The sequence below is a fragment of the Mesorhizobium sp. ArgA1 genome, assembly GCF_053714375.1.
Map to the genome: position 1 here is coordinate 1 of NZ_JBSKBQ010000227.1, position 205 is coordinate 205.

Here is a 205-nt window from a genome sequence, read left to right on the forward strand (position 1 = left end):
CCGACAAAGCCGTGCCCGAAGAGAGGCTCGCAAGATCAAGGTCGCGGGCTCAGTCATAGCGGATTTCAGGCGCTGACGGTTTGAAGGATGATTTTGAAGGGGTTCGTGCCTGGCGCGAGACGAGCCGTGTCGACGACGGTTCGAATGTCGGCTTCGCCCTGGGCGGCCCACATGGCGCGATAGCCGTTGGTGATCTTCCGTTGAA

The 205-nt window shown here is 60.5% G+C and carries 1 pseudogene; it reads right to left on the reverse strand.

The window, feature by feature from the left end:
- Nucleotides 1-65: 65 nt before the first annotated feature.
- Nucleotides 66-205, reverse strand: a pseudogene (locus tag ACWGTI_RS33075) (IS66 family transposase); the annotation flags it as partial.